Source organism: Pseudomonas corni, assembly GCF_057128765.1.
In genome coordinates this window covers 1-25,327 of the sequence record NZ_JBSKHW010000018.1, presented here as the reverse complement: position 1 = coordinate 25,327, position 25,327 = coordinate 1, and the positions used below count along the sequence as shown (strand labels likewise).

Sequence of the window (25,327 nt, the reverse complement as noted above, 5' to 3'; positions counted from 1 at the left end):
CGCGATTGAGGTCTGTCAACAACACATGGGTTGATTGACGCACCGCCATCGCGGGCAAGCGCGCTCCTACAGGTGTAATAGATCACGCCGGAACGCGCATCTGCACCCCCTCCTCCCCCGGGCTGCGCTCAAAGTAGCGCTTGTATTCGCGACTGAACTGCGACGTGCTTTGATAGCCCACGCTGTGCGCCACTTGGGCGACGCCCAGCCCCTCTCCGACCAGCATTTGCTGAGCCTTTATCAAACGCAGGCGCTTGAGATACTGCACCGGTGACAACAAGGTGCTGCGTTTGAAATGCTCGTGAAAAGTCGAAGCGCTCATGTTGGCGCAGCTCGCCAGTTGATCGACGCTCAGTGCCTGGTCGTAATGATCGCGCAGGTGCTGCAACGAAGCGGCAATCCGTGCGAAATGCCCCTGCTGTTCAACCAACGCCCGCAACACCCCAGCCTGGGGTCCGCGCAAGGCGACGTACAAAATCTCCCGAACCCGCGCCGCACCCATCACCTGACAATCCAGCGGATCGTGCAGGCAACGCAGAAGGCCCTCGACGCTTTCTCGCATGCGAATGTCCAGCTGCGCCGAGGTCATCGATTCCGGCGTTTGGGCTTTTACCGCCGAGTCCGGCGGCAAGCCCATGGACTGCACCAATTCGCCCAGCACCAGACGGTCGATTGACACAGACACGCCATACAACGGCGCATCGACGGTGGCAAACGTCTCGCACATGAACGGCACCGATAACGCCTGCACCAGATAATGTCCGGCGCCATACTCCAGAGTCCGGGGACCCAGACGCGCCAGTTTGCTGCCTTGGGCGAGGATGATCAGGCTCGGTTCATAAATCTGTGGACTGCTGGCGACATAGTGGTCCCAAGACAGCACCTGTACCCCAGGCAGGTGCGTCTGGACGAAACCAGGCCGCACGGCCAAAGGTTTGATCAATGAAACAAGGGCCGCATTGGGTGCGGAAACTGGAGATGACGACATAGGCAACCGGACAGAGGATTAGACACTGGCATCATCGCAGATAAGCGCGCTCTGGCGATGGTCATCTGACAAACACCGGAGGATTGGGCATGACAGCCGTAGGAATGGTCATGGCCGCGAGCCAGCTGTATCCGGACAATGGCCAGCCTCATTTCTCATCTCCTCGCGAGGCTCCTCATGTACACAGCTATCGGTTACGCCGCTAAATCGGCCACCACCCCCCTCGCTCCCATGACCTTCGAACGCCGCAGCCCGCGCGTCGACGACGTGGCGATCGAAATCATGTACTGCGGCGTCTGCCATTCCGACATTCACCAGGCGCGCAACGAATGGGGCATCGCGGTTTACCCGCTGATGCCAGGCCACGAGATCGTCGGCAAAGTCACGGCGGTCGGTGCCAACGTCACCAAGCATAAGATCGGCGATCTGGTCGGCGTCGGCTGCATGGTCGATTCATGCCGTCATTGTGAGGCCTGCGCGCAGGATCTGGAGCAGTACTGCCTGGAAGGCGCGACGATGACGTACGCCACTCCGGATCGCATCGACGGCAGCAACACCATGGGCGGCTACTCAAACAGCATCGTGGTCAGCGAGCACTTCGTGGTGCGTATTCCCGAGAAACTCGATCTGGCCGCTGCCGCGCCCATTCTCTGCGCGGGCATCACTACGTATTCGCCACTCAAGCACTACGGCGTGGAGCCTGGCGACAAGGTCGGTATTCTGGGCATGGGCGGCCTGGGCCACATGGGCATCAAGTTCGCCAAAGCCATGGGCGCTGAAGTGACGCTGTTCACTCGCTCGGCCAGCAAGGCCGAAGAAGCCCGTCGTCAGGGCGCTGATCATGTGATCGTCTCCACCGACGCCGAACAGATGGCAGCCGCTGCTGGCCACTTCGATTTCTTGCTGGACACCATTCCGGTGCAGCACGATTTGAATCCGTACCTGGAAACCCTGCGCTTTGACGGCGTACATATCCTGGTAGGTCTGATCGAGCCGGTTGACCCTGCGTTGCACGCGGCCAACCTGGTGATGAAGCGACGCGTGCTGGCAGGCTCCTTGATCGGCGGGATCGCCGAAACCCAGGAAGTCCTGGATTTCTGCGCCGAACACGACATCACCTGCGACATCGAAATGCTCGACATCAAGAACATCAACGAGGCCTACACGCGCATGATTGCCGGCGATGTGAAGTACCGTTTCGTGATTGATATGGCGACGTTGAAGGCGTAACTACAGCGACACACCTCAACCGTGGGAGCGGACCTGTCCGCGAAGGCGATGGTACAAACGACAGAAATGGATCGAATGTACTGGCCTCTTCGCGGACAGGTCCGCTCCCACATTGACCTCAATCAGACATAAAACCGAAAAATTACGCACCCAACTCCGCCGACAACCGCGCCGCTGTTTCTTTGATCAGCGGCACCAGCTCGGCCATCTTTTCCAGCGGCATATAGGGCACGGTACTGGCGATGCTGATACCGGCGACGATGTGCTTGCTTGCATCACGAATCGGCGCCGCCACGCAGCGGATCGACGGCTCGTTGTCTTCCAGATCGAACGCATAGCCGCCCTGCACATACTCATGCATGCGCTGGCGAATCTGCTCCCAGGATTGCTCCTCATGCGCCGGCCACAGCGGATTGCGGGCGACGTCCGGCAGACTGACTTCATACAGCCGCAGCCATTCGCTTTCGGCACTGTCCAGCAGCAACGCCTTACCAATCCCGGTGCGCGCCAATGGCATTCGATGGCCTACCCGCGAGCGCATTTCGGGGCCGTTGCGTCCGGGATTCTTGTGCAGATACAGCACCTCGTCGCCATCGCGAACCGCCAGGTGCACGGTGTCGCCGGTCAACGCCGACAACTCATCGAGAAACGGCCGCGCCAGCATCGCCAGCGGCACTTCCTCGCGGGCCTGAAAACCCAGTTCGATCAGCTTGGGGCCTAGCAGATAACCCACTTGCGGCAGCACGCGCAGGTAACGCTCTTCTACCAGACAACTGGCCAATCGGTGGGTGGTGCTGCGAGTGGTGCCGATCAGCCGGGCGATTTCCTTGAGGTCGCGAGCGCCACTGGCAACGGCCTGCACCACGCCCAGTCCGCGCAATAAAGTCTGCGTTCCGGTGGGCGCGACGTCTTTACCGGCGACGCTTGGGGTATCGGAAGTGTCTTGCATATCGCGCCTTATCAGATCGGAGAGCTGGCGGCATTATCGTCGCCAGCTTCGGAGCATGCCAGCCGTTACAGTTCGATGCGCTCCACTTTGCCCACCAGCAGGATGTAGGACAGCGCCCCCAGCAGCGCCAGCACGGCGATGTAGGTGATCGCAGGCGCGAACGAATCGCCTGTGGCCAAAAAGCCAATCACGATGGGGGTAGCGATGGCCGCCAGGTTGCCGATCAGGTTGAACGTGCCGCCAGTCAAACCCAGCAAACGCGCAGGAGCCAGCGTCGACACCAGCGACCAGGTGATGGACGCCAGGCCATTGCCGAAAAACGCCAACGCCAGGAACGCGATCACCAGCGGTGTCGATTCGACGAAATTGGCGCCGATGATCGAGGTGGAAATCAACAGGCCAGCAATGATCGGCAGCTTGCGCGCAAAACCCACGGTGTGGCCGCGACGGATCAGCCAGTCGGAGAAGAACCCCGAGCACAGCACGCCAACGAACGCCGCAAGAAACGGCAGCGAGGCCAGCAAGCCGGATTTGATGAAATCCATCCCCCGGTATTTCACCAGGTACGTCGGGAACCATGTCAGGAAGAACCACAGCGTAGAGTTCAGGCAGAACTGCCCCAGATAAATGCCCCACAGCTTGCGCTTGGTCAGGACGATGCCCAGATCCATCCAGCTGAAACCTGGCTTGGCCTTGTCGGTGTCGGCCTGGATATCCACCAGCCCGCCGCCTTCAGTGATGAGGTCGATTTCCGCTTGGTTGGCCCCTTTGAAATCCCGGGGTTCGCGGTACACGGCGTACCAGATCGCGGCCCAGATCACGCCGACTGCGCCGGTGGCAACGAACACCATGTGCCAGCCGTACGTGGCTTGCAGCCAGGCCAAAACCGGCGTCAGAAAAGCCAGGCCCACGAACTGGCCCGAGGTATAAAAACCCACCGCTGTCGCCCGCTCGCGCTCCGGAAACCAAGTGGTGACGACGCGGCTGTTGATCGGATAGGCCGGGGCTTCAAGCGCACCCACCAGCATCCGCAGAATGAACAGTCCGATGAAGCTGCCCACAAAGCCCAGCATGATGGTCGCCAATGACCACAGCGCCAGTGCGACGGTGTAGAGGATGCGCGGCGGCACGCGGTCTACCAGCCAGCCGCCGGGCAGTTGCATGGCAACGTAGGTCCATCCGAAGGCGGAGAAGATCAGGCCGACATGCACCGGATCGATCCCCAGCTCGCTGGTCAGGGCGGGCGCGGCGATGGACAGGTTGCTGCGGTCCAGGTAGTTGATCACCACGGTGATGAACAGCAGCACCATGATGAAGAAGCGTTTTCGGGTCGGCGTGGCGGTCGTGGCCCGCGCCTGTGCAAGGGTCTGTGTGCGCATGGGTCATGCCTCTTTTTATGGTTATCTGAGGTCTGTCGGTATGTGCTTGGTTAGTTTGGGGGGAGGTGCTGGCTTCATCGCGAGCAAGTTCCCTCCCACACCAGATCGGCGACTGACACACCTGTGGGAGGGAGCTTGCTCGCGATAGCCCAGTTCGGTCAGCGCAGAGCGACAGACCTAACCAACAACTGAATCACCACTCGGCAAAACTACCGTCGGCATGGCGCCAGATCGGGTTGCGCCAGCGGTGGCCGATGGCGGCGCGCTCCTTGACGTACTCCTCGTTGATCTCGATGCCCAGGCCCGGACCATTAGGAATCTTCACCATGCCCTTGTCGTAGTCGAAGACTTCCGGGTTCTTGATGTAATCAAGCAGGTCGTTGCTTTCGTTGTAGTGGATGCCCAGGCTCTGCTCCTGAATGAACGCGTTGTAGCAAACCGCATCCAGTTGCAGACACGCCGCCAGCGCAATAGGGCCCAACGGACAATGCAGCGCCAGCGCCACGTCGTAGGCTTCGGCCATGTTGGCGATCTTGCGGGTTTCGGTGATGCCGCCAGCGTGGGAGGCATCGGGCTGAATGATGTCGACGTAACCCTCGCTCAACACCCGCTTGAAGTCCCAGCGCGAGAACAGACGCTCACCCAGAGCAATCGGCGTGCTGGTCAGCGGCGCCAGTTCTTTCAGCGCTTCGTAGTTCTCGCTGAGCACGGGCTCCTCGATGAACATCAGCTTGTACGGGTCCAGTTCTTTCATCAGCACCTTGGCCATGGGCTTATGCACCCGGCCATGGAAATCGACGCCAATGCCGACGTTCGGGCCGACGGCATCACGCACTGCCGCTACGTTCGCGAGCGCCAGATCGACCTTGTCGAACGTGTCGAGAAACTGCAGCTCTTCGGTGCCGTTCATCTTCACGGCGGTAAACCCACGCTCGACGGCTTCTTTCGCGGCGCGTGCGGTATCGGCAGGACGGTCGCCGCCAATCCACGAATAGACACGAATCTTGTCACGCACCTGACCGCCCAGCAGATCGCTGACCGACACGCCTAGCGCCTTGCCCTTGATGTCCCACAACGCCTGGTCGATACCGGCCAGCGCGCTCATGTGAATCGCGCCGCCACGGTAAAAGCCGCCGCGATACAGCACGGTCCAGATGTCTTCGATATTGCGTGGGTCTTTGCCGATCAGATAGTCAGACAACTCTTCAACGGCAGCGGCGACGGTATGCGCGCGCCCTTCGACAACGGGCTCGCCCCAGCCAGTGACGCCCTGATCGGTTTCGACTTTCAGGAAGCACCAGCGCGGTGGAACGATGAAGGTCGTGAGTTTGGTGATTTTCATCTCTTATCTCTCTTATTCAATGACGCTAATTCTGGTGATTAAGCTGTTCGGTCAAGCCGCAGTTGCGTGCTGACCGAACCGGCCCTTCGCGAGCAAGCTCGCTCCCAAATCTGTCCGGGCTATCCAGCGCTCCTGTGGGAGGGAGATTGCTCGCGAAGAGACCGGCACGAGTGTCGCTCGATTACGAATTGTCTTTGCCGCTGCGCGACTGCTCCCAGCCGGCGACGTACGCCTTGGCGCGTTCGGCCACGTCGTCGGCGCTCATGCCTGGCTTGAACAGCCCGGAGCCGAGGCCGAAGCCCGAGACGCCTGCGTCCAGAAACGGTTTCATGTTGTCTGGGGTGATGCCGCCCACCGGAATCAGCGCCGTGCCCGCGGGCAATACCGCCAGCCAGGCCTTGACCACTGCCGGACCCATCTGCTCGGCCGGAAACAGCTTCAGCACGTCGGCGCCATTGGCCAGCGCGGCAAACGCTTCAGTGGGCGTCGCGACCCCTGGCGACAAATACAAGCCTTCGGCCTTGGCCGCGCGCAGCACTTCAGGATCGCTGTGGGGCATGACGATGACTTGGCCGCCCGCCTCTTTCACCAACCGCACCTGCTCGGCCGTCAACACTGTGCCGGCACCGATCAGGCAATCGGCGGGAAGGCTCTGACGCAACAGGCGGATGCTGTCGTACGGCTGAGGGGAATTGAGCGGGACTTCGATGACCCGAAAACCGGCCTGATACAGGACGTCGCCAATGGCCGGCGCTTCTTCCGGGCGCAGGCCACGGAGGATCGCCACCAGACCGTTTTGCACGAGGGCTTGCTTGAGCATGTCAGTTCTCTACGTGATGAGGCTGTTGAAGGGGGGCCAGCAAGCCGGCTTGAACCGCGACTTGCCACAGACCGTGTTCGGTGGCTTGTTGAGCCTGGGTCACTTGCGCAAAGCCACAGGCTTGCAGCGCGCGGTGATACCGCGTCAGCAACTGGTCGCTGCCGATCAGGATGACTGCAGGTAAGGGCTCGCCCGAGGCTTGCAACATCGAGCGAAGGGCCACCAGTTCGTGGCCGATCAATACGCCGGACAGATAATCAGGCTGCGCGCTGCCGGACAGTTCGCCGGTCAGGCCCAGGGTGCGGCAGCTGAAGATGGTCGAGAGCGGCCCGGCAGCGCCGTTGGGCGACAACGCCACCGCCACGCCCCGGTCGAACGCTGCCTGGTCGAAGACCTCGCTGCGCTGCATGGTGCGTCCAAGGATGGTATGGGCCGATAGCGCGGCGTAGACCTCGCCGGTCATGAAAGTGTCGAAATGGACGATGCAGCCATCGACCGCCCTCACCCATTTGGAGTGACTGCCCGGCAGGCCGATCAGCAGAGGGGTGTTGGCGGCTTGACTGCCCAGCGAACTGAGGATGCCAAGTACCTGGGTTTCTTCGCCGCGCATCACATTGGGCAAGGCCGAGCGCTGAAGCACGCCGGGGATGATGTGTACGTCTACGCCACGCATGCTGCGCACTGTGACCAGTGCCGAGCTGAGCGCCGCGACACTGGCGGGCGTTTCGCGGTACACCGCCTCGCGCCAACCCTGAGCGCTGCCGACCATGCCGCAGGCGATGACTGGAAGGTCTGGCTGTGCGTCGAGCCAGTCGCCGCACGCCTGATCGAACGCCAGCTCAAAGCCGTCGCTGCACATCTGACCTGCGATTTCGCGGGGCGCGGTGGGCAACTGCATGATGCCCGCGCTCAATGCGCGTTGTTCCAATACCCGGCCGTGTTCGCCGAGTCGATAAGCACGAAGGGAGGTCGTCCCCCAATCGAGCGCGATCAATTGCGCCTGCATCGCTTCACCTGATTTGTTTTTTTGAGTGAGTGCGTGGCGACTATAAACCCGATTACCGGTAAATCTCAATATATAACTTTGCGTCTCATATTATGGGATATCGCCAATACTGCAGATCGTCAGATGAATACACCGCTTCAGATGAGCCTGCGGCATACTGCGCCTGCCACACATCTCCATCCGCCTTCAGCGCGGAAGGTGGTAACTACCCCGCTGCATTCCTCACCCCTCCGTATTCCTGCTGCTTGTGATGAGTCACCACTCGTCCCGAGTCGTCGTGCTGTGCAATCGGCTGGACTCCATCTGCAAAAGGACCCGTAAGATGAAGCGATTTCCCGTATTCGACAGTTTGCGCGCGCTGTGCGCATTGGCGCTGATTGCTCACCACACCCACATCGAACGCAGCTTCTCTGAGCTTGCGCTGTTCAAAAATGCCAGCTATCTGGTCGAACTGTTCTTTGCCATTACCGGCTTTCTGCTCTATCGCCAGTACATGAACCACCTGAACACCCCTCGCCAATTGCGCGATTTCGCCATCACTCAGACGTGCAAGGTTTACCCGCTGCACGTGTTGATGCTGCTGGTGTTCATTGGTTTCGAATGCGCCAAGCTTATCCTTGAACGCAAGGGCCTGCTGCTCAACGGCCCGGCGTTCAGTGGCGACCGCGCGCCTCAGGAAATCCTGCCCAACCTGCTGTTGATTCAATCCTGGTGGTCGGGCTTCAACGCGCTGTCGTTCAACTATCCAGCGTGGATTGTCAGCGTGCAGTACTACCTTGCGCTGCTGTTTGCGTTGATCGTATTTGCAGTGCCCAGCCTGGCTCGCGTCACGGTGGCTGTGCTGGCGCTGGTGGCCTGCGCGGGGTTGTTCAATCAAAGCCCGCTGCTCACGCCGAACGTGCTGTGGGGCGCAGCGGCTTTCTTCGGCGGCGCGATGACCTATCGCTTGTATGCACGGCTGCATGACTTAATGCCCGGGCGCACTCTGGCGAGCCTGCTGGAAGTGGCTGTTCTCGGCGCGCTTTACTTCGTTATCACCGAAGGCGAAAAACCACAGGCGCTCAACGTGGCGATCCTGTCCTGCGTGGCCATCCTGATTTTTGCTTACGAAGCCGGAATCGTCTCCGAACTGCTGCGGCTCAAGGTATTCGCCGGCGTCGGTAAATTGTGGTTCTCGATCTACATGACCCACGCTGCCGTGATCTTCGTGACGGGCACCGCGCTGCAGATCATCGCCAAAGGCACTGGCGTCACGTTGTTCGCCGACCTGCCCGGTGAAACGGCTGGCACGGTGATGCGCTACGTGAGCACGGGAACGGCAGTCAATGACAACCTGATGCTGGTCTTCGTGATGGTGGCGGTGGTCGTGGTGTCGATGTTTACCCATCGCTATGTGGAGCTGTGGGGCATTGATTTTGGCAAGCGCTGGAAGGCCGGTAGATTGGCCGACCGGCGCCAGGCTCCGGATATCAGCCGTTCTGTCTGACTACTTTTCAAACGCACAAAAAAACCGCCCCTTGAGGCGGTTTTTTTGTTTCTGGCGCAGGGCGTTGAATCAACGCTCCAGCAAGATCCGCAGCATGCGACGCAGTGGTTCGGCGGCGCCCCACAGCAACTGATCGCCCACGGTGAACGCGCCGAGATATTGCGAGCCCATGTTCAGCTTGCGCAGACGACCGACCGGGATGTTCAGGGTGCCGGTGACCGAAGTCGGGCTCAATTCCTGAATGCTGGCTTCACGGTTGTTCGGCACCAGCTTCACCCACGGGTTGTGCTGGCTGATGATGCCTTCGATGTCGGCAATCGGTACGTCTTTGTTGAGCTTGATGGTCAGCGCCTGACTGTGGCAGCGCATGGCGCCGATGCGCACGCAGATGCCGTCGACCGGGATCGCGCTCTTGAAGCGACCGAGGATCTTGTTGGTCTCAGCCTGGCCTTTCCACTCTTCGCGGCTCTGGCCGTTAGGCAGTTCCTTGTCAATCCACGGGATCAGGCTGCCGGCCAGCGGTACGCCGAAGTTCTCGGTCGGGAAACCTTCGCTGCGCATGGCTTCGGCCACTTTGCGGTCGATGTCCAGAATCGCGCTCGCCGGGTTGGCAAGCTCGTCGGCCACCGATGCGTTGATCGCGCCCATCTGCTTGATCAGCTCACGCATGTTCTGCGCGCCGGCCCCGGAGGCCGCCTGATAAGTCATGACGTTCATCCACTCGATCAGACCGGCTTCGAACAGGCCGCCCAGCCCCATCAGCATCAGGCTGACGGTGCAGTTGCCACCGATGTAGTTCTTGGTGCCCGCGTCCAGTTGCTGGTCGATGACCTTGCGGTTCACCGGGTCCAGCACGATCACAGCGTCGTCCTGCATGCGCAGTGACGAGGCCGCGTCGATCCAGTAACCCTTCCAGCCCGCTTCACGCAGCTTGGGGAATACCTCGCTGGTGTAGTCGCCGCCCTGACAGGTCAGCACTACGTCGAGAGTCTTGAGATCGTCGATGCTGTATGCATCTTTGAGCGGCGCAATGTCCTTGCCCACCGATGGACCTTGCCCACCGACGTTAGAGGTGGTGAAAAAAACCGGCTCGATCAGATCGAAATCCTGCTCTTCCAGCATCCGCTGCATGAGCACGGAACCAACCATACCGCGCCAACCGACCAGACCTACACGTTTCATCGCAACTACACCTTAACTAAAAGTGGGGCCCCTTACGGAGCGAATCGAAATGCGCTTGTGTTCCGCCGCCTCGACTCGAACTCGTGGTAGTGGGCCCGGGATATTACAGATTGCGCAGCGCGGCGACTACGGCATCACCCATTTCCTGCGTACCGACCTTGGCATTGCCTTGCGACCAGATGTCACCGGTGCGTAAACCCTGATCCAGCACCAGGCTGACGGCCTTTTCGATGGCATCGGCTGCGGTGTGCTGATTGAAGCTGTAACGCAACATCATCGACACCGACAAAATGGTCGCCAACGGGTTGGCCACGCCTTTGCCTGCGATGTCCGGCGCCGAACCGTGGCAAGGCTCGTACATGCCCTTGTTGTTCGAGTCCAGCGACGCCGACGGCAGCATGCCGATGGAACCGGTTAGCATCGACGCTTCGTCGGACAGGATGTCGCCGAACATGTTGTCGGTGACCATCACATCGAACTGCTTGGGCGCACGCACCAGTTGCATAGCGGCATTGTCGACGTACATGTGGCTCAGTTCGACATCCGGATAATCCTTGGCCAGTTCGACGACCACTTCACGCCACAGTTGGCTTGAGGCCAGCACGTTGGCTTTGTCCACCGAACAGAGTTTTTTGCCACGCACACGGGCCATGTCGAAGCCAACGCGGGCGATACGGCGGATTTCGCTTTCGCTGTAAGGAAGCGTGTCGTATGCCTGACGCTCACCATTCTCCAGCTCGCGGGTGCCCCGTGGCGAGCCGAAATAGATGCCGCCGGTCAGTTCACGCACGATCAGGATGTCCAGACCGGCCACGATTTCCGGTTTCAGGCTCGAAGCGTCAGCCAGTTGCGGATAGAGAATCGCCGGGCGCAGATTGGCGAACAGGCCCAGTTGCGAGCGGATCTTCAGCAGGCCGCGCTCCGGACGGATGTCACGCTCGATGGCGTCCCACTTCGGTCCGCCGACAGCGCCCAGCAGGACGGCGTCAGATTGGCGGGCACGATCCAGCGTCTCATCGGCCAACGGCACGCCATGCTTGTCGATGGCCGCGCCGCCGATCACGTCGTGGGTCAGCTCGAAATCCAGTGCGTACTTGTCATTGGCCAGCTCCAGCACCTTGACCGCTTCGGCCATGATTTCCGGACCAATGCCGTCGCCTGGGAGAATCAGAATCTGCTTGCTCATAATGTCCTCGTTTCAATAAGTGCATCGGCGCTACAAGAGCGCCGATAAATGCTTGATCTGTAGGAGCGAATTTATTCGCGAGACGAAGGATCTGACATGCCACCCCTCCCGCCTCGCCAACAAGTTGGCTCCTACAGAACGCTGTTCAGTGCATCCCCGTTATCTGAACAACCACGGCTGCGAGGCGCGATGCTTGGCTTCAAACGTCGCAATCGAATCGCCATCGATCAGCGTCAGGCCGATGTCGTCCAAGCCGTTCAACAGGCAATGCTTGCGAAACGCGTCGATCTCGAAGCTTAAAACCTTGCCATCGGGACGGGTCACGGTTTGCGACGCCAGGTCCACGTTCAGCTGATAGCCCGGCGTGGCTTCGACCTGTTTGAACAGCGCGTCCACATCAGCTTCGTCGAGAATGATCGGCAGCAGGCCGTTCTTGAAGCTGTTGTTAAAAAAGATATCGGCATAGCTCGGGGCGATGATTGCCCGGAAACCATACTCTTCCAGCGCCCAGGGCGCGTGCTCACGGCTTGAGCCGCAACCGAAGTTTTCACGAGCCAGCAGCACGCTGGCGCCTTGATAGCGGGCGTTGTTGAGCACGAAATCAGGGTTCAGCGGGCGCTTGGAGTTGTCCTGATACGGCTGCCCCACATCCAGATAACGCCATTCATCGAACAGGTTGGGACCAAAGCCGGTGCGCTTGATCGACTTCAAAAACTGCTTGGGAATGATTTGATCGGTGTCGACGTTGGCGCGGTCCAGAGGAGCCACCATGCCGGTGTGTTGAGTAAAGGCTTTCATGCTGGGCTCCTTATGCCTGGGTCATGCTGCGAACGTCGACGAAACGACCATTGACCGCAGCCGCTGCGGCCATCGCCGGGCTCACCAGATGCGTACGGCCACCGGCGCCCTGACGGCCTTCGAAGTTACGGTTGGACGTGGACGCGCAATGCTCGCCACTTTCCAGGCGGTCCGGGTTCATCGCCAGGCACATCGAACAGCCCGGTTCGCGCCATTCAAAACCGGCTTCGATGAAGATCTTGTCCAGGCCCTCATCTTCTGCTTGCTGCTTCACCAAACCCGAGCCCGGCACCACGATGGCCTGCTTGATAGTCGAAGCCACTTTGCGGCCCTTGGCGATGTCTGCCGCAGCGCGCAAATCTTCGATTCGCGAGTTGGTGCAGGAGCCAATGAACACACGGTCCAGCTGAATATCGGTGATCGCCTGATTTGCCTTGAGGCCCATGTACTTCAGCGCGCGCTCGATGGAGCCGCGCTTGACCAAGTCGGCTTCCTGCGCAGGATCGGGCACATTCTGATCGACAGCCAGGACCATTTCCGGGGACGTGCCCCAGCTCACTTGCGGTTTGATCTGGGTAGCGTCGAGCTCAACCACGGTATCGAACACCGCGTCATCGTCGGACACCAGATCTTTCCAGTTCTCTACCGCCATGTCCCACTGCTCGCCTTTTGGCGCGAACGGACGGCCTTTGACGTAGGCAATGGTTTTCTCGTCGGTAGCAACCAGACCTACCCGGGCGCCGCCTTCGATGGACATGTTGCAGATGGTCATGCGCCCTTCGACCGACAGATCACGAATCGCGCTACCCGCGAATTCGATAGCGTGGCCGTTGCCACCCGCCGTACCTATCTTGCCGATGATCGCCAGCACGATGTCTTTCGCGGTCACGCCAAACGGCAATTTGCCTTCGACGCGCACCAGCATGTTTTTCATTTTCTTGGCGACCAGGCACTGCGTGGCGAGCACATGCTCGACCTCAGAGGTGCCGATGCCGTGAGCCAGCGCACCGAACGCGCCGTGAGTCGAGGTGTGAGAGTCGCCGCAGACGACGGTCATGCCCGGCAACGTAGCGCCCTGCTCCGGGCCAATAACGTGAACGATGCCCTGACGCACGTCGTTCATCTTGAATTCGGTAATGCCGTACTCGTCGCAGTTATCGTCAAGAGTTTTGACCTGCAAGCGCGAAACCAGATCGACAATCGCTTCTACGCCGCCCTTGCGCTCAGGCGTGGTGGGTACGTTGTGGTCTGCGGTCGCGATGTTGGCATCGATGCGCCAAGGCTTGCGCCCTGCCAGACGCAAGCCTTCAAAGGCTTGCGGGGAGGTCACTTCATGGATGATGTGACGATCGATATAAAGCAGCGCCGAACCGTCGTCGCGCTGCTTGACCAAATGCGAATCCCAGAGCTTGTCGTAGAGCGTTTTGCCGGCCATCAGACGTTTTCCTCATCAGCTTGTTTCTATGCCGCGGTCGTTGCTGAACGCATCGCTAAACAATAACCCTTGGCTTGTGAGGGAGATCCTAAGGAATATGCTTAAATAACTCAAATTCATATTTTTTATGCTTTGCATAACCAACTGGAATCCGAAAATGGACCTGGCCAACCTCAACGCTTTTATTGCCATCGCCGAAACCGGAAGTTTCTCGGCTGCTGCCGAGCGCTTGTTTCTAACCCAGCCTGCGGTGAGCAAACGCATTGCCGGGCTTGAGCAGCAATTGAAGGTCAGATTGTTCGATCGCCTGGGCCGGGAAGTCGGTTTGACCGAGGCTGGCCGGGCCTTGCTGCCCAGGGCCTACCAGATCCTCAACGTGCTGGATGATACCCGCCGCGCCCTGACCAACCTGACCGGCGAAGTCAGCGGGCGCCTGACTCTGGCGACCAGTCATCACATTGGCCTGCACCGTCTGCCGCCTTTGTTACGAGCGTTCACCCGACTTTATCCCGAGGTCGCGCTGGATATTCAGTTCCTGGATTCGGAAGTGGCCTACGAAGAAATACTCCACGGCCGCGCCGAACTGGCTGTTATTACTCTCGCGCCGCAGCCCCATGGGCTGGTCAAGGCAGTGCCGGTCTGGGATGACCCATTGGATTTCGTCGCCGCGCCCGAGCACCCGCTCGTCAACAGCGGCGAAGTGACCCTGGCCGATGTCGCGGCCTATCCGGCAGTTTTTCCAGGCTCCAACACCTTCACCCATCACATCGTCAGCAGGTTGTGCGAAGCGCAAGGGATCAAGCCCAACATCGCGATGAGCACCAACTATATGGAGACGATCAAGATGATGGTCTCCATCGGGCTGGCCTGGAGCGTATTGCCGCGAACCATGCTCGATGAGCAAGTGGCGCGGATTCCGCTGCCGGGCATTCAGCTAAATCGCCAGCTAGGCTACATTGTCCACACCGAACGCACGCTGTCGAACGCCGCTCGGGCCTTTATGGCATTGCTTGATGGGCAGGTCGACAGCCGACCGTTGTGAACGGATGGAATTACCGGTTTTACTCACAGGGCTCGTGAACGCATGCCAATCACTGCAGACAATCCGCTTACCGCCCTAAATGAGCAAATGCGCGCCGAGCTTGCACTCAAGGAAAGCCAAGAGCGGTTGGACCTGGCACTGGACTCGGCGCAGATGGGCACCTGGGACTGGCACATTCCCAGCGGCATGCTGTACGGGTCGGCGCGCGCGACGCAGTTACAGGGCATTGAGCCCGGCGCGGCCTTTCACGGACCGTTCGAGGTTTTCTTCAGCAACGTGCTCGAAGAGGAACGCGAGCCCATGCGCCAGAGCTTTCGTACCTTGTGCGAGGGCAGCGACAACCGTTATCACTTCACCTACCGCATTCAATTGGCGGACAACACTTCGCGCTACCTCGAATGTCGCGCCCGCCTATACCGCGACTCCCACAATCAACCTATACGGATGGCTGGCACCCTGCTGGACATTTCCGAGCAGGTGGAGAGGGAGAAGCGCCTGAGCAGTTCCGAGCAAAAGTTTGTCGGGCTGTTCCACGCAAGCCCTGATCCGGTGTGCGTAACCCATCTGGAAACCAGTGAGTTCATCGAAGTTAACCCAGCCTTTACCCAGATATTCGGCTGGCACGCAGATGAAATCATCGGCCTGAACGTCGACGACATCGGCTTTTGGGTGCATCCCCGGGAACGTCCGCGGCGCAACCGGCAAATCATCGAGCATCAGGGCGTCGATAACTACGAGGTACTGCTGCGCAACAAGGCTGGCCACGCGCTCACCTGCCTGACCGCAAGCCGACCGATTCTGATGGAGGGCAGGACCTGCGTAGTCACCACGCTGCGCGATATCACCCAGGAGCGGCGCGCCGAGGCTGCGCTCAAGGCCAGTGAAGAGAAGTTCGCCAAAGCGTTTCATCACAGCCCCGACGCAATCATCATCACGGAGCAAGCGAGCGGCCGCTATATCGAGGTCAACGACGGCTTTTGCCGCCTGACCGGCTACACCAGCGAGGAAGTGCTTGGCAGTACCACTCAAGAATTCGGCATCATGGCGGACGCCACGCAACGCGACCGCTTGATTGAAGAGCTGGCGGAAAAGGGCCGTGTGCGCCATCGCGAGTTGCTGGGGCGCAACAAAAACGGCGAAATCCTCACTGTTGAAGTGTCCATCGACCCGATCATTATCAATGACGTTGCCTGCCTGCTGCTCACCGCCCGGGATATTGGCGAACTGAAAAACGCCCAGGCACAGATTCAACACTTGGCGTATCACGACCCGCTGACCAACCTGCCTAATCGCGCATTGCTGATGGACCGCCTGAGTCAGCAGATTGCCTTGCTTAAACGCCACAACCTTCGCGGGGCGCTGTTGTTTCTCGATCTCGACCACTTCAAGCACATCAACGACTCGCTGGGCCACCCGGTGGGTGACAGCGTCTTGAAAATCGTCACTGCGCGGCTGGAAGCCAGTGTTCGCATGGAAGACACCGTCGCGCGGCTGGGCGGTGACGAGTTCGTGGTGCTGATCAGCGGGCTTGAAGGATCACGCAGCGAAGTGGCCGACCATGTTCAGGTACTCGCCAATACCCTGCGCGAATTGCTGGCCGAACCGATGTTCCTTGATGGGCAACGGTTGCAGGTAACCCCGAGTATCGGCGTGGCACTGATTCCAGACGACGGCTCCACGCCAGCCGATCTGCTCAAACGCGCCGATATTGCGTTGTATCGCGCCAAGGATTCGGGGCGAAACGCCACTCAGCTGTACCACGCGACCATGCAAAAGGCCGCGAGTGACCGCCTGCAGATGGAAAACGATCTGCGTCTGGCGCTGGCCCGTGGTGAATTCCGCCTGCATTACCAGCCGCAAGTGGACGCACGGGGTAACTGCATCATCGGGGCCGAGGCGCTGTTACGCTGGCAGCATCCGTCCGCAGGGACAATTCCCCCGGCGCAGTTCATCCCGGTACTGGAAGAAAGCGGGCTGATCGTCGAAGTGGGCAATTGGATTCTGGATGACGCCTGCCGCGCTGCCGGGGATTTACTGCGCAGGGGCCTGATTGCCAGCAATGACTTCAGCCTGTGCGTCAATATCAGCCCTCGGCAATTTCGGCAGACGGATTTTTTTAATCGGGTCGAAGACTGCTTGCGCGCCCATGACGTGCCGTCAGCCTTGCTGAAACTGGAGATCACCGAAGGCATCGTCATCCAGAATCTTGATGACACCATCGCCAAGATGCGGCGCCTGAAACAACTGGGCGTCAGCTTCGCGATGGATGATTTCGGCACCGGTTACTCGTCGCTGACCTACCTCAAGCGCCTGCCGGTAGATGCGCTGAAGATCGATCAGTCATTCATTCGCGACGCGACAACCGATCCCAACGACGCCGAAATCATCCGCGCCATTGTGGCCATGGCGCGCAGCCTGAACCTGAAGATCATTGCCGAAGGGGTCGAGAAGCCAGAGCAATTGGCGTTTCTGGCTGAACTCGACTGCCATCTGTATCAGGGCTATCTGTTCAGCCAGCCACTGACTCTGGAGGGGTTCGAGGCGTTGCTGCAACGCCAGGATTAAGGGCCAAAGGTGCTACGCGACTTCCTGTCGCTGGGCGCCCAGCATCTGACTGATACGCTCGCAGTCAGTCTCGCGGCGCAATGCGTCGAACAGCACCACTGCCTGCGGATAGCTTTTGGTCAACAGCACGACCCATTGCTTGAGACGGCCCGGCGCTTGAATCCGCGTCATCTTGTCCATGGCCTGCTGCCAGAACTCGCGCAGGAGCGGCTGCAACTCCGCCCAAGTCATCGCCACTACCTCCCTGCCCGCCTCGGCAGCGGCGATTTGTCGGGCCAGATCCGGACGGGCCACAAGACCGCGCCCGATCATGATGTCCCTCGCGCCACAGATTTCCTTGCAGCGGCGCCAGTCGTCGACCGTCCAGATTTCGCCGTTTGCGATGATCGGGATCTTCACCACGTCCTGAATCTTGCCGATCCATTCCCAGTGCGCCGGTGGCTTGTAGCCGTCGACCTTGGTCCGGGCATGCACAACGATGTGCTCGGCGCCGCCAGCTTCAAGAGCCCTGGCGCAATCCAGCGCCGGATCGGTGTTTTCAAAGCCCAGGCGCATTTTGGCCGTGACCGGAATGTGTGCCGGAACCGCGCGACGAACCTGACTGATGATGTCGTGAAGCAGATCGGGCTCTTTGAGCAGCACTGCCCCGCCTCGGGAGCGATTAACGGTTTTGGCCGGACACCCGAAATTCAGGTCAATCACCGGCGCGCCCAGTTCGGCGGCAAACGCTGCGTTTTCTGCCAGGCACACGGGGTCGGAGCCCAACAGTTGCACACGCAACGGCACACCGGCGCGAGTCTTGGCGTCGGTCAGCAGCTCAGAAGCGAATTTGTGAAAATAGTGAGCCGGCAGCAAACGCTCGGTCACCCGGATGAATTCGGTCACGCACCAGTCAATGCCGCCGACCTGAGTCAGGACGTCGCGCAGGATATCGTCGACCAGGCCTTCCATGGGCGCCAAGGCAATTTGCATGGGTCACACTCGAAAAAAAGTCCGGCAGTTTAAGGCGCTACGGCGTTGAGGGGAACGCCGTTCATGCGCCGGGCGTCAGGATTTGATAGTCATCAGCGCCGGGGCGTAGCCTTCGATGAACTCGGCAGGCATGCGCTTGGGTTTGCCACTGGACAGCTCGATGCAGACAAACGTGGTCTGGGCGCGCAATAGCGTGACGCCATCGCTGGGGCGCTTGAGTTGAAAACGGCGGGTCATTTTTAGTCGCTGGTCCCAGTCGACGATCCAGGTCGCCAGTTGCAACTCATCTTCCTGGTAGGCGCTGGCGAGGTAGTCGATCTCATGCCTGACCACCGCCATGGCCCGATCAAGCCGGCGGTATTCGGTCAGGTCCAGCCCCAACTGCTGCGAATGGCGCCAGGCGCAGCGCTCAAGCCAGGTCACGTACACAGCGTTATTGGCATGGCCCAGGCCGTCAATGTCGTCTGCGGTGACGCTCAAGTCGATGACGAATGGCGTTGCCAGATCCCAGACCATGCTCGCACCTGCTCTCTCGAAGTTTCGTGGCAGGCAGTGTAACGAAAAGCGCTGGCCGGTAAACCCGGATATCAGACCAGTCAAAGCACCGCGGATTTAGCAGCACGCAGCACTCGATCCGACAGGTCTCCTGGCCCGAGCGCGCGTGCAAGGGCCAGACCGCCGACCATCAACGCTATGTCTGCCAGCACCTTGTCGGCCTCTTCGGGACTGGCGGCCAATTGCGCGACCATCAATTCCACATGCTCGCCCAATGCCTCTCGAAAGCTGTCCGGTAGCCGGGACATTTCTCCAACAGTCGACGGCAAGGGGCACGCGTGATCACTGGCGTCCCTGTGTTTGCGCGACAAGTAAAAAGCCGCAAGCAGCGCACGACGCTCATCGCCTGGTAATTGATCATCAATGCTCGCCACCATTGCTCTGCGCTGGGCAAGCAAGGCGCTGAACGCTTCAAGCATCAAGGCGTCTTTGCTTTCAAAATGGGCGTAGAAGCCACCGACAGTCAAACCTGCTGCGCCCATGATGTCGCTGACACTGGGCTCGATAGGCCCCCGAGTGATCAAGGCGGTACCGGCGGCGGCGAGAATACGTTCACGGGTCTGGGATTTTCTGTCGTTCATGAGCGCCTCCAGAATGATGGAGATAATATTATCTGCATCATGTGGGATGACAAGTGCTGCGACAGGTTCAAGAACGGATTGAAGGTGGATAGGCGGGAAATGACAGAGCGCAGAAAAACAAAAGGGCCATTCAATAATCGAATGACCCTTGGTCTCGCAGAGCGAGAAATCGTGGCGTCCCCTAGGGGACTCGAACCCCTGTTACCGCCGTGAAAGGGCGGTGTCCTAGGCCACTAGACGAAGGGGACGCAAAACCTTCGAGCAGATTCGTCGATTACAACATGACGAACCCTGGCAAAAATTGGTGGAGCTTAGCGGGATCGAACCGCTGACCTCCTGCATGCCATGCAGGCGCTCTCCCAGCTGAGCTAAAGCCCCACATTTGGCTGTCAGAACGCACTTCGTTACCGTCGCGCTTCTGTGTTGCCGTGTGGACGGGGCGCATATTAAGTGCGACCCAGGGAGCTGTCAAATTCTTTTTAAACAACCTGCAAAAGAATTTTCCGGGATAACAATCACTTACCACCCTCCCCCGCAACGGCGACGGCCAGTCTTGCGCTGCGCTCTCGGTTACCGAAGAGCGCAAGCGCCGGCATCCACTCAGGCAATGGCGCCCAGCAGCTTTTCCCACTCTTTGTTTTCTTTTTTCGACACGCCGCCAAGATGATCCAGCGCCTGACGCAAACGGAATCGCGTCAGGTCCGGCCCGAGGATTTCCATCGCATCGGTCACCGACACCGAGTTGGCTTGTCCGGTGATCGCGGCAAACATCAGCGGCATGGCGTCGCGCAGTTTGAGTTCAAGGTGTTCCACAACGGCCTGAATGCAGCCGGTGATCCGGTCTTTTTCCCACTGACGCAAAGATTCAAGCTTCCACAGGATTAGCTGAATCACTTGGCGCACCTGATCCGGCGAGAGCTTTTTATGCTCGAACAACTTCAGGTCCGGCGTGACGCCACCGGCAAAGAAAAACCCGCCCAGCGGCACGACCTGGCTGAAGGTTTCGACGCGGCCTTGCACATGCGGGGCGATCTTCATCATGTAATCGCTGTTGAACGCCCACTTCTGCAAGCGGCTGGCGAACTCATCGACCGGCAATTCCCGCAACCACTGACCATTGAGCCAAGACAGCTTCTCGATGTCGAAAATCGGCCCGCCCAACGAGACACGGCTCAGATCGAAGTGCTCGACCATTTCTTCCAGCGAAAACTTCTCGCGCTCGTCCGGCATCGACCAGCCCATACGTCCCAAGTAGTTGAGCATCGCTTCAGGCATGAAGCCCATGCGCTCGTAGAACGTGACCGAAGTCGGGTTCTTGCGCTTGGAAAGCTTGCTCTTGTCCGGGTTACGCAGCAGCGGCATGTAGCACAGCGTCGGTTTTTCCCAGCCGAAGTACTCGTAGAGCAGGATCAGTTTCGGTGCCGATGGCAGCCACTCTTCGCCGCGCAGCACGTGGGTGATGCCCATCAGGTGGTCATCGACGACGTTGGCCAGGAAGTACGTCGGCAAGCCGTCGGTCTTCATCAGGACCTGCATATCCATGCGGTCCCACGGGATTTCCACTTCACCTCGCAGCATGTCCGGCACCACGCAGACGCCTTCACTCGGCACCTTCATGCGGATCACATGAGGTTCGCCAGAGGCCAGACGGCTCGCGACTTCTTCCTTGGAAAGCAACAGCGCTCGACCATCGTAACGCGGGGTTTCGCCACGGGCCGTCTGCTCGGCGCGCATCTGGTCGAGCTCTTCACTGGTGCAGAAGCACGGGAATGCATGACCGGCGTCAACCAGTTGTTGGGTGTATTGCTTGTAGATATCGCCCCGTTCGCTCTGCCGATACGGGCCATGGGGGCCGCCAACGTCCGGACCTTCGCTCCACTCGATGCCCAGCCAGCGCAGCGCGTCGAAGATCTGTTGTTCAGACTCGCGGGTCGAGCGCAACTGATCGGTGTCTTCGATGCGCAGGATGAATTCACCGCCGTGTTGCTTGGCAAAGCAATAGTTAAAGAGTGCGATGTAAGCCGTGCCAACGTGGGGGTCGCCGGTGGGCGATGGCGCGATGCGGGTGCGAACGGTGGTCATGGAGAATTCCGAATAGGTCGAACAAGCCGCGAATCTTAACAGGCGCAGAGGTTGCGGCTCCAGCGCCGGGCATCACGCACACCGGTAAATCCGGCGCAGGTCGCCAGTCGGCGCGCGTTGGTGCTGAATACCGGCGTATCAGCCCTAGTCATTACCCCGGCGCTGGCTAGGTGCCAGACATGAAACACGCTAAATTCGCTTACATTCCAATAATCCAGAAAGACCATGCCTGCCCAACTCAAACGCCGTCTGTTGATTTTCGTTGTGGTGGTCGTTCTGATCGCCCTCGCTTTCTTCGCCCAGTGGTACTTCAAGGGTCGCTTCTACGAGAGCACTGACAACGCCTACGTGCAGGGCGAAATTACCCGAATCTCCAGCCAGCTCGGCGCGCGGGTCAACGAAGTATTGGTGCAGGACAACCAGCACGTAGAAAAAGGCCAGCTGTTGGTCCGGCTGGAACCTGACGACTTCCGCCTGGCGGTTGACCGCGCCGAGGCCACCCTGGCAACCCGCGAAGCCGAGCGCTTGCAGGCACAGAGCAAGCTGACTCAGCAATCGAGCCTTATCGCCTCAAGTGACGCCCAGGTGCAGGCCAACCAGGCGACGCTGGGGCGTACTCAGCTGGACTTGTCGCGCCTGCAGGCTTTGCGTAAACCGGGGTTCGTCTCCGAGGCGCAGGTGACGACCATGACGGCTGACAACCATATTGCCCGTTCTCAAGTCACCAAAGCCCAAGCCGATGCGCAGGGACAACGTCAGCAGGTCAATGCCTTGTCGGCAGAGCTCAAACGGCTGGACGCGCAGATCGCCACGGCGCGCGCTGATCTGGCTCAGGCGCAGATCAATGTGCAGCGCACTGAGATCCACTCGCCTCTCAGCGGACTGATCGGGCAACGGGCCGCACGCAACGGTCAGTACGTGCAGGCCGGGGCTTATATGTTGTCGATCGTGCCCGATGAAGCCATCTGGGTGCAGGCTAACTTCAAGGAAACCCAGATCGGCCACATGCAGATCGGCCAGCTAGCGGAACTGAAGTTCGACAGCTTCCCGGATACACCGATCCAGGGCCGCATCGACAGCCTGTTCGCCGCGTCTGGAGCGCAGTTCAGCCTGTTGCCACCCGATAATGCCACTGGCAACTTCACCAAAGTCGTACAACGGATTCCGGTGAAACTGACGTTTGCTTCGGACAACCCCCTCAAGGGCAAGATACGTCCGGGCATGTCTGTCACGGTTTCGGTCAACATCAAATCCGACCGCAGCGACAACCGTGGCCAGTGACGAGCTGATCCGTCCGGTTGGCGAACCCACACGCCGCGACTGGATCGCGGTGATGAGCGTGATGCTGGGCGCGTTCATGGCGGTGCTCGACATCCAGATCACCAACTCTTCGCTCAAGGACATTCAGGGCGCCCTCTCCGCCACGCTCGAAGAGGGCTCGTGGATTTCCACCTCTTATCTGGTGGCGGAAATCATCATGATTCCCCTCACCGCCTGGCTGGTGCAATTGCTCTCGGCGCGTCGGCTCGCAGTCTGGGTGTCTTTGGGATTTCTTGCTTCATCGCTGCTGTGCTCCATGGCCTGGAGCCTGGAAAGCATGATCGTCTTTCGCGCAATGCAGGGCTTTACCGGCGGCGCATTGATCCCGCTGGCGTTCACCCTGACGCTAATCAAACTGCCCGAACATCATCGCGCCAAAGGTATGGCGCTGTTCGCGATGACCGCCACATTTGCGCCCTCCATCGGCCCGACACTGGGTGGATGGCTGACGGAAAACTTCGGCTGGGAATACATTTTCTACATCAACATCCCACCAGGATTGGTGATGATTGCGGGCTTGCTGTACGGACTGGAGAAGAAGGCGCCGCACTGGGAACTGCTTAAAAGTACCGACTACGCCGGGATCGTCACCCTTGGCACCGGCCTTGGCTGTCTTCAGGTGTTTCTTGAAGAAGGCCACCGCAAAGACTGGCTGGAATCGAACCTGATCGTCAGCCTGGGCAGCATCGCGCTGGTCAGCCTGATGCTGTTCGTGATCATTCAGGTGTCCAAACCACAACCGTTGATCAACCTCGGCATCCTGCGTAACCGCAACTTCGGCTTGTCGAGTATTTCCAGCGTCGGCATGGGGGTCGGACTCTATGGTTCGATCTACCTGCTGCCGTTGTATCTCGCGCAAATTCAGGGTTACAACGCCCAGCAGATCGGCGAAGTGATCATGTGGATGGGTGTGCCGCAGCTGTTTCTGATTCCGCTGGTACCGCAACTGATGAAGGTGATTTCGCCCAAGTTGCTGTGCACGCTGGGCTTTGGGCTGTTCGGCTTCTCCAGCTTTGCTTCGGGAGTGCTGAATCCCGATTTCGCCGGGCCGCAGTTCAACCAAATCCAGATCATCCGCGCGCTGGGGCAGCCCCTGATCATGGTGACCATTTCATTGATTGCCACTGCCTTCATTCAGCCCCAGGACGCAGGTTCGGCATCGAGCCTGTTCAACATCCTGCGCAATCTGGGCGGCGCCATCGGCATTGCGTTGCTGGCAACGCTGCTGGATGCGCGGACCAAAACCTATTTCGATTATTTGCGTGAATCCATCGTGCCCGGCAACCCGCAGGTCGCCGAACGCATGGCAATGCTCACCGACCGACTGGGCAACGAAACCGCGGCCCTGGGCAAACTCAGTGAGATCGCTCATCAGCAGGCCGCGATCATGGCCTACAACGACGCGTTTCACTTCGTGGGGATCGCGTTGGGGGTAAGCATGCTGGCGGTACTTTTGACCCGAACCTTGCCGTCGGGGGTCAAGTCTGGCGCCGCGCATTAATCGAGGCTGTGGAAGTCTTGGCGCGGCAATTCCTTTGCTTGGGTAGGACTCGAAGCCGCCCCTCTGTAGTCCCATTCTGAAATCCTCGTAGCGCTCCATTTTTGTGTTTCAGTGCTCAGACAAGGGCAATTTAGCTCTCTACATTTCGCCGCTTTCCTCAAGCGCGAACCCAACGGAATGTCAGACGCCCTCTCCTACCGACTCAATGAGTGCCGGTTCAACCTCCCCCATGCGGACGTATTAGACGCGTCCATCAACATTCTCAAGTTCGCCGATTCGGGGACCTCGCTCATCGTCACTCGCAGCCGGTTGAACAAGGGCGAAACCCTGCGCGACAACGTCGACGAACAGCTCAAGCGCCTTGCACGACAGGTTCAGGACTTGCGATGCCAGCCGGTGCAGGACGCTTGCGTTGGCTCGGAGCACGGCACGCAAGCGCTGGAATTGCAAAGCCAGTTCATCAGAGGCGCAGACAAGGTTTTCCAGTACCAACTGATCATCTTGCTCTCCAACACGCGGCAGATGTTGGCGTTGAGTTACGTCAAGGCTGAGCCGTTGGGTGATGCCGACGCGGTGCATTGGGCCGAAATCAAAGCATCCCTGCAGTTCGAGCCGGTGCAGTGAAACGGTCCATGCCTGGCGCGAGCGCCACGGATGTCTGACGCTCACTGGGCCGCTCGCCAGGGCGATGCCCTTTCCCACACCTCATTAATGGGCGACCTCCTCGGCGGCGTGCTCGAAGTCGCAGCGTTCGTGGCCATTGGTGCGCTGGCGACGGCGGCCGTGGTGGCCGCCACAGGTTTGACCGTCGCAACCGGCGGATTGGGTGCTTGCGTGCTTGGCGCCGTGGTGGGCGTGGCGGTGGGCGTCGCCATGGGGGCAACCGGTCTGGATGCCGGGCTGAGCAG

At 59.6% G+C, this 25,327-nt stretch carries 21 protein-coding genes, 2 tRNA genes and 1 pseudogene; 8 read left to right on the top strand and 16 right to left on the bottom strand.

Annotated elements, in window-relative coordinates:
• Positions 1–82: 82 nt before the first annotated feature.
• The gene (locus ACWKV9_RS23385; protein ID WP_483838477.1) at positions 83–988 is read right to left on the bottom strand and encodes an AraC family transcriptional regulator; all 906 of its coding nucleotides are present in this window, start codon (positions 986–988) and stop codon (positions 83–85) included.
• A 177-nt stretch (positions 989–1,165) separates the two neighbouring features.
• Between ACWKV9_RS23385 and ACWKV9_RS23380 the strand changes: the two genes are divergently transcribed.
• Complete coding sequence (locus ACWKV9_RS23380) at positions 1,166–2,218, top strand: NAD(P)-dependent alcohol dehydrogenase (protein ID WP_483838476.1); 1,053 nt, start codon at positions 1,166–1,168, stop codon at positions 2,216–2,218.
• Positions 2,219–2,360: 142 nt separating this feature from the next.
• On the opposite strand, the gene ACWKV9_RS23375 is transcribed toward ACWKV9_RS23380, so the two are convergent.
• The 5 genes from ACWKV9_RS23375 to ACWKV9_RS23355 form a co-directional block, all read right to left on the bottom strand.
• A complete protein-coding gene (locus ACWKV9_RS23375) occupies positions 2,361–3,167 on the bottom strand; it encodes an IclR family transcriptional regulator (protein WP_483838475.1) in 807 nt (268 codons plus the stop codon).
• A 65-nt stretch (positions 3,168–3,232) separates the two neighbouring features.
• The gene (locus tag ACWKV9_RS23370) at positions 3,233–4,546 is read right to left on the bottom strand and encodes an MFS transporter (RefSeq protein ID WP_483838474.1); all 1,314 of its coding nucleotides are present in this window, start codon (positions 4,544–4,546) and stop codon (positions 3,233–3,235) included.
• A 193-nt stretch (positions 4,547–4,739) separates the two neighbouring features.
• The gene (gene dgoD / locus ACWKV9_RS23365; protein ID WP_349802386.1) at positions 4,740–5,888 is read right to left on the bottom strand and encodes a galactonate dehydratase; all 1,149 of its coding nucleotides are present in this window, start codon (positions 5,886–5,888) and stop codon (positions 4,740–4,742) included.
• Between the two features lie 181 nt (positions 5,889–6,069).
• Positions 6,070–6,708 carry a 2-dehydro-3-deoxy-6-phosphogalactonate aldolase gene (locus ACWKV9_RS23360; protein WP_483838473.1) on the bottom strand — a complete coding sequence of 213 codons (639 nt, stop codon included), beginning with the start codon at positions 6,706–6,708 and terminating at the stop codon, positions 6,070–6,072.
• Between the two features lies 1 nt (position 6,709).
• On the bottom strand, positions 6,710–7,714 hold the full coding sequence (locus tag ACWKV9_RS23355) for a 2-dehydro-3-deoxygalactonokinase (RefSeq protein WP_483838472.1): 1,005 nt from the start codon (positions 7,712–7,714) through the stop codon (positions 6,710–6,712).
• Between the two features lie 322 nt (positions 7,715–8,036).
• Here ACWKV9_RS23355 and ACWKV9_RS23350 point away from each other — a divergent pair, with 322 nt between their 5' ends.
• Positions 8,037–9,200: an acyltransferase family protein gene (locus ACWKV9_RS23350; protein WP_483838471.1), complete on the top strand. Its 1,164-nt coding sequence runs from the start codon at positions 8,037–8,039 to the stop codon at positions 9,198–9,200.
• 69 nt (positions 9,201–9,269) lie between these two features.
• Here the strand turns inward: ACWKV9_RS23350 and asd are convergent, their stop codons facing one another.
• The 4 genes from asd to leuC form a co-directional block, all read right to left on the bottom strand.
• Positions 9,270–10,382, bottom strand: coding sequence for an aspartate-semialdehyde dehydrogenase (gene asd, locus ACWKV9_RS23345; RefSeq protein WP_483838470.1), 1,113 nt, complete (start codon positions 10,380–10,382; stop codon positions 9,270–9,272).
• A 103-nt stretch (positions 10,383–10,485) separates the two neighbouring features.
• Positions 10,486–11,568 (bottom strand): 3-isopropylmalate dehydrogenase, encoded by a 1,083-nt coding sequence (leuB, locus tag ACWKV9_RS23340; RefSeq protein WP_483838469.1) that lies wholly within the window; start codon positions 11,566–11,568, stop codon positions 10,486–10,488.
• 159 nt (positions 11,569–11,727) lie between these two features.
• Positions 11,728–12,366 carry a 3-isopropylmalate dehydratase small subunit gene (leuD, locus tag ACWKV9_RS23335; RefSeq protein ID WP_483838468.1) on the bottom strand — a complete coding sequence of 213 codons (639 nt, stop codon included), beginning with the start codon at positions 12,364–12,366 and terminating at the stop codon, positions 11,728–11,730.
• Positions 12,367–12,376: 10 nt separating this feature from the next.
• The gene (gene leuC / locus ACWKV9_RS23330; protein ID WP_483838467.1) at positions 12,377–13,801 is read right to left on the bottom strand and encodes a 3-isopropylmalate dehydratase large subunit; all 1,425 of its coding nucleotides are present in this window, start codon (positions 13,799–13,801) and stop codon (positions 12,377–12,379) included.
• Between the two features lie 157 nt (positions 13,802–13,958).
• Here leuC and ACWKV9_RS23325 point away from each other — a divergent pair, with 157 nt between their 5' ends.
• A complete protein-coding gene (locus ACWKV9_RS23325; protein ID WP_483838466.1) occupies positions 13,959–14,843 on the top strand; it encodes a LysR family transcriptional regulator in 885 nt (294 codons plus the stop codon).
• 81 nt (positions 14,844–14,924) lie between these two features.
• Positions 14,925–17,408, top strand: a pseudogene (locus tag ACWKV9_RS23320) (sensor domain-containing protein); the annotation flags it as partial.
• Between the two features lie 12 nt (positions 17,409–17,420).
• On the opposite strand, the gene ACWKV9_RS23315 reads toward ACWKV9_RS23320, so the two are convergent.
• The 6 genes from ACWKV9_RS23315 to gltX form a co-directional block, all read right to left on the bottom strand.
• Positions 17,421–18,380, bottom strand: a complete 960-nt coding sequence (locus ACWKV9_RS23315; protein ID WP_483838465.1) for a tRNA dihydrouridine synthase — start codon at positions 18,378–18,380, stop codon at positions 17,421–17,423.
• A 75-nt stretch (positions 18,381–18,455) separates the two neighbouring features.
• Complete coding sequence (locus ACWKV9_RS23310) at positions 18,456–18,896, bottom strand: acyl-CoA thioesterase (RefSeq protein ID WP_483838464.1); 441 nt, start codon at positions 18,894–18,896, stop codon at positions 18,456–18,458.
• Positions 18,897–18,976: 80 nt separating this feature from the next.
• Positions 18,977–19,516, bottom strand: a complete 540-nt coding sequence (locus ACWKV9_RS23305) for a TetR/AcrR family transcriptional regulator (protein WP_483838463.1) — start codon at positions 19,514–19,516, stop codon at positions 18,977–18,979.
• Between the two features lie 172 nt (positions 19,517–19,688).
• Positions 19,689–19,764, bottom strand: a tRNA-Glu gene (locus tag ACWKV9_RS23300).
• A gap of 54 nt (positions 19,765–19,818) precedes the next feature.
• Positions 19,819–19,894: transfer RNA gene (locus ACWKV9_RS23295), tRNA-Ala, on the bottom strand.
• Between the two features lie 222 nt (positions 19,895–20,116).
• The gene (gltX, locus tag ACWKV9_RS23290; RefSeq protein ID WP_483838462.1) at positions 20,117–21,598 is read right to left on the bottom strand and encodes a glutamate--tRNA ligase; all 1,482 of its coding nucleotides are present in this window, start codon (positions 21,596–21,598) and stop codon (positions 20,117–20,119) included.
• Between the two features lie 225 nt (positions 21,599–21,823).
• Between gltX and ACWKV9_RS23285 the strand changes: the two genes are divergently transcribed.
• The 4 genes from ACWKV9_RS23285 to ACWKV9_RS23270 all read left to right on the top strand — a co-directional run.
• On the top strand, positions 21,824–22,879 hold the full coding sequence (locus ACWKV9_RS23285; RefSeq protein WP_483838461.1) for an HlyD family secretion protein: 1,056 nt from the start codon (positions 21,824–21,826) through the stop codon (positions 22,877–22,879).
• A complete protein-coding gene (locus ACWKV9_RS23280) occupies positions 22,869–24,419 on the top strand; it encodes an MDR family MFS transporter (protein ID WP_483838460.1) in 1,551 nt (516 codons plus the stop codon). The genes ACWKV9_RS23285 and ACWKV9_RS23280 overlap by 11 nt, the downstream gene beginning before the upstream one ends.
• A gap of 177 nt (positions 24,420–24,596) precedes the next feature.
• Positions 24,597–25,043 (top strand): DcrB-related protein, encoded by a 447-nt coding sequence (locus ACWKV9_RS23275; RefSeq protein WP_483838459.1) that lies wholly within the window; start codon positions 24,597–24,599, stop codon positions 25,041–25,043.
• A 30-nt stretch (positions 25,044–25,073) separates the two neighbouring features.
• Positions 25,074–25,327: hypothetical protein (locus tag ACWKV9_RS23270; protein WP_483838458.1), on the top strand; the 254-nt coding region annotated here is incomplete at its 3' end.

Bases quoted from the DNA above. Each gene is read 5' to 3' on its own strand.
- ACWKV9_RS23350 (WP_483838471.1), top strand. From the start codon at position 8,037: ATGAAGCGATTTCCCGTATTCGACAGTTTGCGCGCGCTGTGCGCATTG.
- ACWKV9_RS23275 (WP_483838459.1), top strand. From the start codon at position 24,597: ATGTCAGACGCCCTCTCCTACCGACTCAATGAGTGCCGGTTCAACCTC.
- leuB (WP_483838469.1), bottom strand. From the start codon at position 11,568: ATGAGCAAGCAGATTCTGATTCTCCCAGGCGACGGCATTGGTCCGGAA.
- ACWKV9_RS23310 (WP_483838464.1), bottom strand. From the start codon at position 18,896: ATGGTCTGGGATCTGGCAACGCCATTCGTCATCGACTTGAGCGTCACC.
- ACWKV9_RS23285 (WP_483838461.1), top strand. From the start codon at position 21,824: ATGCCTGCCCAACTCAAACGCCGTCTGTTGATTTTCGTTGTGGTGGTC.
- ACWKV9_RS23375 (WP_483838475.1), bottom strand. From the start codon at position 3,167: ATGCAAGACACTTCCGATACCCCAAGCGTCGCCGGTAAAGACGTCGCG.
- leuC (WP_483838467.1), bottom strand. From the start codon at position 13,801: ATGGCCGGCAAAACGCTCTACGACAAGCTCTGGGATTCGCATTTGGTC.
- gltX (WP_483838462.1), bottom strand. From the start codon at position 21,598: ATGACCACCGTTCGCACCCGCATCGCGCCATCGCCCACCGGCGACCCC.
- ACWKV9_RS23385 (WP_483838477.1), bottom strand. From the start codon at position 988: ATGTCGTCATCTCCAGTTTCCGCACCCAATGCGGCCCTTGTTTCATTG.
- dgoD (WP_349802386.1), bottom strand. From the start codon at position 5,888: ATGAAAATCACCAAACTCACGACCTTCATCGTTCCACCGCGCTGGTGC.
- ACWKV9_RS23325 (WP_483838466.1), top strand. From the start codon at position 13,959: ATGGACCTGGCCAACCTCAACGCTTTTATTGCCATCGCCGAAACCGGA.
- ACWKV9_RS23315 (WP_483838465.1), bottom strand. From the start codon at position 18,380: ATGCAAATTGCCTTGGCGCCCATGGAAGGCCTGGTCGACGATATCCTG.
- ACWKV9_RS23305 (WP_483838463.1), bottom strand. From the start codon at position 19,516: ATGAACGACAGAAAATCCCAGACCCGTGAACGTATTCTCGCCGCCGCC.
- asd (WP_483838470.1), bottom strand. From the start codon at position 10,382: ATGAAACGTGTAGGTCTGGTCGGTTGGCGCGGTATGGTTGGTTCCGTG.
- ACWKV9_RS23380 (WP_483838476.1), top strand. From the start codon at position 1,166: ATGTACACAGCTATCGGTTACGCCGCTAAATCGGCCACCACCCCCCTC.
- ACWKV9_RS23370 (WP_483838474.1), bottom strand. From the start codon at position 4,546: ATGCGCACACAGACCCTTGCACAGGCGCGGGCCACGACCGCCACGCCG.
- ACWKV9_RS23355 (WP_483838472.1), bottom strand. From the start codon at position 7,714: ATGCAGGCGCAATTGATCGCGCTCGATTGGGGGACGACCTCCCTTCGT.
- leuD (WP_483838468.1), bottom strand. From the start codon at position 12,366: ATGAAAGCCTTTACTCAACACACCGGCATGGTGGCTCCTCTGGACCGC.
- ACWKV9_RS23360 (WP_483838473.1), bottom strand. From the start codon at position 6,708: ATGCTCAAGCAAGCCCTCGTGCAAAACGGTCTGGTGGCGATCCTCCGT.